Raw genomic sequence first — 6,439 nt, forward strand, 5'->3', positions numbered from 1 at the left:
TATTGCGCCAGCACGTTGAGCTGGGGAGCCTGGGCCGCCTCGGGAGGGGTGCCGTTACCGTTGGTCATGAAAGTCTCTCCTTAACCCGATTTGGGCTGAATTTCGCGGCGGTTGGCTAACATAGGGCCGCCTCATTCCACAAGGACGAACGGTCCCGGATGAGGAATCCGGGCCGCGCCCACAACTGTGACGTTCACCCCGCCTTCCCAACGAAATTGGGCCTTAAACGATTGAAGATGCGCGATTTCCGGTCAGGATCGGGTTTCCCCTTAAGCATAAAACGCGCTACACTTCCCTCTGTGCCAAAAGGCGCCATTGGCCGGGCAAGGTTTCGTGCCTACATCCGACGGACCCGATGCCGGTCTGCGGAGCCGGTCCTAAAATGGTGATGGAGTCTTGCCGTTCCGGTATGGAACGGTCTACTGGCCGGATCGATTTTCCCCGGCAGAACCTCTGAGAAGACCAGAAAGCGGATACCACGTGGACATCTACACCATCATCTTCCTAGCGCTCGCGGTCTTCATTTTCTTGCGGCTGCGCAGCGTGCTGGGGCAGCGCACGGGGAGCGAGCGGCCGCCGTTCGACCGCACCGCCCGCAATGCGCTCCAGGGCGCCCAGGACAAGAATGTCGTGACCATGCCGGGCAAGGTGATCGACCAGGCCCCGCTGGCGCCGACGGCCGAGCCGACGCCGCCTTCCGATCGCTGGAAGGGCCTGACCGAGYCGGGCACGCCGCTGGCGCAGGGCCTCGACGCCATCGTCGAGAAGGACTCCACCTTCGATCCCCGCCACTTCCTGTCCGGCGCCCGCGGCGCCTACGAGATGATCGTGCTGGCGTTTGCCAATGGCGACCGCCGCGCATTGCGCGACCTGTTGTCGTCGGAGGTCTATGAAAGCTTCGACGCCGCGATCAAGGAGCGCGAGAGGAACGAGCAGAAGACGGAGACGCGGTTCGTCTCGATCGACAAGGCCGAGCTCGCCGGCGCCGAGCTGCGCGATCGCAACGCGCAGCTGACCGTGCGCTTCGTGTCGCAGATGATTTCGGCCACCCGCGACAAGGCCGGCAACATCGTCGACGGCAGCGCCGACACGGTCGCCGACATTACCGACGTCTGGACTTTCGCCCGCGACATCACCTCTCGCGATCCGAACTGGAAGCTGGTTGGCACCGGAAGCGCGAATTAAGGCATTCATCAAGACCAGCGCGACGGCGCTTTGCGCAGGTGTCGTCGCGCTGTCGTCGTTTTCGCTCGGCGCCGAAGCGGCGCGGCGTCACTACCGCAGCCACCACCACCATCTTCCACAAGTGGCCGCACTGCCTCCGCGGGCCTTGCCCTATCMCCAGCTCCCCCTGCCGTTCGAAATTCCCGGCGCGCAATATCTGCCGCTGGCCTGGGCGGACGTGAAGGGCTGGAGCGATGACGATCATCTCGCCGCCTACAAGACGTTTCGCGCCAGCTGCCGCTCGATCAATGCGCAGACAGGCGCGGTCGAACCCAAGGCCTTGGGCGCCTCGCTGAGCGAGCCCTGCCGCGTCGTCAAATCGCTCGAGCTCACCGACGACGCCAGGGCCAAAACCTTCTTCGAGGAAAATTTCGCGCCGCTGCGGATCTCGCGGCTCGGCGAGCCCGACGGGTTCGTGACCGGCTATTACGAGCCGGTGCTGGACGGCTCGCGCACCCAGACCGATGTCTACAACGTGCCGGTCTATCGCCGCCCTTCGAACCTGTTCGTGCGCGGCTACAAGCAGGATTCGGTCAGCCTGCCCAACAAGGGTCCGGTCTACCGCAAGATCGGCCGCCGCAAGCTCGTGCCCTATTACGATCGCGGCGAGATCGAGGACGGCAAGATCGCCGGCCGCGGGCTGGAGATCGCCTGGCTGAAAGACCCGACCGATCTGCTGTTCGCCCAGATCCAGGGCTCGGCACGGATCAAGTTCGACGACGGCACCACCCTCCGGCTCAACTACGACGCCTATAACGGCTACCCCTACACGGCGGTGGGGCGCATCCTGATCGAGCGCGGCATCATTCCGAAGGAGGAGATGTCGATGCAGAAGATCAGGGAGTGGATGGCGCAGAACCCTGACGGCGCCAAGGAGCTGCGGCGCCAGAACCGCTCCTACATCTTCTTCCGCGAGGTCAACCTGTCCGACAAGGACGAGGCGGTGGGCGCGCAGGGCATTCCGCTGACGGCCGGCCGCTCGATCGCGGTCGACAAATCGCTGCATGTTTACGGCACGCCGTTCTTCATCGAGGGCGAGCTGCCGATCGATTCCGAACGGTCCAAGACGGCGTTCCATCGCCTGATGATCGCGCAGGACACCGGCTCGGCCATCATTGGACCCGCGCGCGCCGATCTCTATTTCGGCGCCGGCCAGGACGCCGGCCGGGTCTCGGGGCGGCTGCGCCACCCCATGCACTTTGTCATGTTGGTGCCGAAGGGCCTCGATCCCTCGTTGCGCGGCGCGAAGTTGCCGGTGCCGGACCCGCGTCCCTCGGAGAAGATCGCAAAGCTGTTTCCGCAAACCGATCCTGCCAAGGATTCGGGCAAGGATCAGACCAAGCCGGCGGCTCCAGCCGCAGCCGTGGCACAAGGTAAAGGTGAGACAGTCGCCGTTGCCAATCCGGTCCCATTGCCGGTGCCGCGTCCCGTGATAGAGCCCGTTCAGGAACCGCGGCGGCCAGCCAAGAATCGTCCCCATCGGCAGCAATGAAGCGATCGTCCCGTCCGCCCGTGCTGGAGCCTCGTCCCTCGCCGCGCCGCCGTGCGCTGAGCGAGGAGGAGCGCGCGCTGTGGGACCTCGTTGCAAAGCACGTCAAACCGTTGAAGAAGCTTCGCGTGGCAAAGGCGCAAGCTGCGCCGCGCGCCGAGCCTTCGCCAGCGGCGCCAGTCACCAGGCCTCCGCCACCGGCAAGGCCGGTCGCTGCTGCGCCGGCACCGCGCGCGGCAAAGCCGCCCGTGCCACCCTTGGCGCCGCTCGGCAAACGCGAGCGCACAAAACTGTCGCGCGGCCGCAGCGAGATCGAGGCCCGGCTCGATCTGCACGGCATGACCCAGATGCGGGCCCACCGCGCCTTGGCTGGCTTCCTGCAACGCGCCCATCATGACGGCCTGACCTTCGTGCTCGTCATCACCGGCAAGGGCCGCAGCGGCGGCGAGAGCGGCGTCCTGCGCCGCCACGTGCCGGAGTGGCTGAGCCTGCCGGAATTCCGCACCTTCGTCGTCGGCTTCGAGGAGGCCGGCATCGGCCATGGCGGCGAGGGCGCGCTTTACGTCCGCATTCGCCGGGCCAGATTCTAAAACGGCCGCACGATCCCGACGCGCGGGATCAGCGTGATGATCAGGCCGAAGATGTTTGTGTTGCGATCCTCGGCCGGAATCAGCGGCGCTTGCTGTTTGGCCGGCAGCATCTTCACCGCATGCAGGATCAGGAACATGCAGACCGCCCAGTTCGAGATCCAGCGCGAATAGTCGAACACCATCGCGAACATCACGAGATAGGCGAGGCTGACGCCGACCAGCGCTGCGGTCACGAGACGGCGGTGCATGTCGCCGGCGAGCGCGCCGATCAGGCCGGCAAAATAGCGCCACAGCGGCGTGTGCAGCCAGATCAGCAGCGCGAACACGGGCACGCCGAGGATGTTGTGCGGCAGGCGTCCCCAGGTGTCCGAAATCTCCTTCGCCAGCGGCTGATACCAGATGTAGCTGAATTGCAGCAGGTCGGTCCGCGCCGGATCGGCCATCCGGGTCTTCAGATATTGGACGAAATCCGCCTCCGGAATCGGCATCGTTCCCAGGAACTGGGCTGCGAAGAACAAGGCGGAGACGGTGAGCAAGGCGACAACGCCGAACGCGAAATTGGTACGATTGCAGCCGTGCGCCAGGTAGTGCCTGATCACGACGATGGTGATGATCGTGGGGACATACATCAGCAGATGGATGTGATGGATCAGCACCAGAACGATCGAGAACAGCCCGGCTGTCGCCACGAACAGGAGTGAGCCGGCCGGCATCAGCAGCAGGATGATCGCCAGCGCACAGCCATAGATGTCGAAATGGCCGAGCGTGTGCATGAAGTTCTTCAGGAAGAACGGCGAGCCCGCGATGAAGACGAACAGCGGCAGCGTCTTCGCGCTGAAGCCGAACGTCTTCTGAAACAGTTTTGCGTACAGCCCAAGCGTCACCAGCCACGTCGCGCCGCCGAGCGCGAACACCAGCCACACCGGCACCTTCGCCGTGAACAGCCCGACCACCGCCCCGATCAGCGCGCGCTTGATGAAGCCGAAATGATAATCGACGATGAGGTGGATGTAGGGAACGTAAGGCGGCAGCTGGATCTTGTGGACGAACACGCCGGCGATGATCGCGGCATTGATCGCGAGCAGGAGCCGCCAGGGGTTTTTCTGGACGTTAGCGAGCATGTGGCACTCGACGTGCACAAAACTCCGCCGTCGTCCTGGCGAAAGCCGGGACCCATAGCCACGAATGTTCGTTTTGATCCAACGCTGGGGCCGCCATCTTTTCCAACAAGACCCACTCGTGGTTTTGGGTCCCGGCCTTCGCCGGGACGACGGCCAATTGATAGCGCGGGCCTGGCGAATTACAAAATGAACCGGCTCAGATCGGCGTTCTTGGCGAGGTCGCCGACGTGCTTCTGCACGTAGTCGGCGTCGACCCGGATGGTCTCGCCGTTGCGATCGGGGGCGCTGAAGGAGATCTCGTCGAGCACCCGCTCCATCACGGTCTGCAGCCGCCGCGCGCCGATGTTCTCGACCGTCGAATTGACGGCGACCGCGACGTCGGCCAGCGCGTCGATGGCGTCATCGGTGATGTCCAACGTGACGCCCTCGGTCAGCAGCAGCGCGACATATTGCTTGATCAGCGAGGCCTCGGGCTCGGTCAGGATGCGCCGCATGTCGTCGCGGGTCAGCGCCTGCAACTCGACGCGGATCGGCAGGCGGCCCTGCAATTCCGGCAGCAGGTCGGACGGCTTGGCGACATGGAAGGCGCCCGATGCGATGAACAGGATGTGGTCGGTCTTGACCGCGCCGTGCTTGGTCGAGACCGTGGTGCCCTCGATCAGCGGCAGCAGGTCGCGCTGCACGCCCTCGCGGGAGACGTCGCCGCCGACGCGGCCGTCGCGCGCGCAGATCTTGTCGATCTCGTCCAGGAACACGATGCCGTTGTTCTCGACCGCGCTGATCGCCTCCTGGGTCAGCTGCTCGGTGTCCAGCAGCTTGTCGGATTCCTCGTTGACGAGGATCTCGTGCGAGCTCTCCACCGTCAGCCGCCGCGTCTTGCTGCGGCCGCCGAGCTTGCCGAAAATGTCGCCGATCGAGACCGCGCCCATCTGTGCGCCCGGCATGCCCGGGATCTCGAACATCGGAAAGCCGCTGCCGGAAGACTGCGTCTCGATCTCGATTYCCTTTTCGTTCATTTCGCCCGCGCGCAGCTTCTTGCGGAAGGATTCCCGCGTGGCCGCGCTTGAATTGGCGCCGACAAGCGCATCGAGCACGCGCTCCTCGGCGGCGAGCTGGGCGCGCGCCTGCACGTCCTTGCGCTTGCGCTCGCGCACCTGGGCGATCGCGACCTCGACGAGATCGCGCACGATCTGCTCGACGTCGCGGCCGACATAGCCGACCTCGGTGAACTTCGTCGCCTCGACCTTGAGGAACGGCGCATTGGCGAGCTTGGCGAGCCGCCGCGCGATTTCCGTCTTGCCGACGCCGGTCGGGCCGATCATCAGGATGTTCTTCGGCAGCACTTCCTCGCGCAGCGAGCCCTCGAGCTGCTGCCGGCGCCAGCGGTTGCGCAGCGCGATCGAGACCGCGCGCTTGGCATCGGCCTGGCCGACGATGAAACGGTCGAGTTCGGAAACGATTTCGCGGGGAGAGAAGTCTGTCATGGGACCTTAGCTAGGATCAGAGGCCGGCTGTAACAAGCCGCTTTTTTGGCGATCAGATGATCGGCGGACCGGATTGCCAAAGTTTCACGGCCTCGATCGGATGGATCAGCATCAGGATGTTCAGCGTCAGATTGTCGCGAATGTGGAGCGCCATCATGATCTCGAAGGCGAGGCCGATGGCGACGGTCGCCGGGACCGGCAGCAGGCGCGCGGCGAGAAACCCCAGCACCATGGACAGCGTGTCCGAGATCGAATTGACGATGCTGTCGCCGTAATAATCCAGCGAGATCGTGCCGGCGCGGTAGCGCTCGATGATGAACGGCGAGTTCTCGACGATCTCCCAGGCGCCCTCGATCAGCATGGCGATGATCAGCCGGGCCGGCCAGGACAAACTTAGAAAAGACAGGGTCAGGAACGGCAGGCGCGTGAACAGCAGCCAGGTCAGGCCGTAGAACAGGAAGCCGTGAAGCACATGCGAGAAGGTGTACCAATCGGCGATGTGCTGGGAGTTCTCCGAGCTGTTCACCACGC

At 64.5% G+C, this 6,439-nt stretch carries 6 protein-coding genes and 1 pseudogene; 3 read left to right on the forward strand and 4 right to left on the reverse strand.

Annotated features, from left to right (window positions below; genetic code table 11):
• Positions 1–68 (reverse strand): annotated as a pseudogene (locus tag ACXJL8_RS30295) (protein-export chaperone SecB); the annotation flags it as partial.
• A 412-nt stretch (positions 69–480) separates the two neighbouring features.
• On the opposite strand from ACXJL8_RS30295, the gene ACXJL8_RS30300 reads away from it, so the two are divergent.
• The 3 genes from ACXJL8_RS30300 to ACXJL8_RS30310 are packed head-to-tail and all read left to right on the forward strand — an operon-like array spanning position 481 to position 3,303.
• The gene (locus ACXJL8_RS30300; RefSeq protein WP_456686111.1) at positions 481–1,185 is read left to right on the forward strand and encodes a Tim44/TimA family putative adaptor protein; all 705 of its coding nucleotides are present in this window, start codon (positions 481–483) and stop codon (positions 1,183–1,185) included.
• Positions 1,163–2,716 (forward strand): murein transglycosylase A, encoded by a 1,554-nt coding sequence (mltA, locus tag ACXJL8_RS30305; RefSeq protein WP_456686112.1) that lies wholly within the window; start codon positions 1,163–1,165, stop codon positions 2,714–2,716. Before ACXJL8_RS30300 ends, mltA begins: the two co-directional genes overlap by 23 nt.
• Complete coding sequence (locus tag ACXJL8_RS30310; protein ID WP_456621462.1) at positions 2,713–3,303, forward strand: Smr/MutS family protein; 591 nt, start codon at positions 2,713–2,715, stop codon at positions 3,301–3,303. The genes mltA and ACXJL8_RS30310 overlap by 4 nt, the downstream gene beginning before the upstream one ends.
• Here the strand turns inward: ACXJL8_RS30310 and ACXJL8_RS30315 are convergent.
• The 3 genes from ACXJL8_RS30315 to ACXJL8_RS30325 all read right to left on the reverse strand — a co-directional run.
• Positions 3,300–4,424 (reverse strand): hypothetical protein, encoded by a 1,125-nt coding sequence (locus ACXJL8_RS30315; protein WP_456621461.1) that lies wholly within the window; start codon positions 4,422–4,424, stop codon positions 3,300–3,302. The genes ACXJL8_RS30310 and ACXJL8_RS30315 overlap by 4 nt on opposite strands.
• Before the next feature lie 179 nt (positions 4,425–4,603).
• Positions 4,604–5,908: an ATP-dependent protease ATPase subunit HslU gene (hslU, locus tag ACXJL8_RS30320; RefSeq protein WP_456686113.1), complete on the reverse strand. Its 1,305-nt coding sequence runs from the start codon at positions 5,906–5,908 to the stop codon at positions 4,604–4,606.
• A gap of 52 nt (positions 5,909–5,960) precedes the next feature.
• The coding region (locus ACXJL8_RS30325) for a DUF2585 family protein (protein ID WP_456686114.1) at positions 5,961–6,439 on the reverse strand (479 nt) is incomplete at its 5' end.

The organism is Bradyrhizobium sp. P5_C11_2 (genome assembly GCF_054049755.1).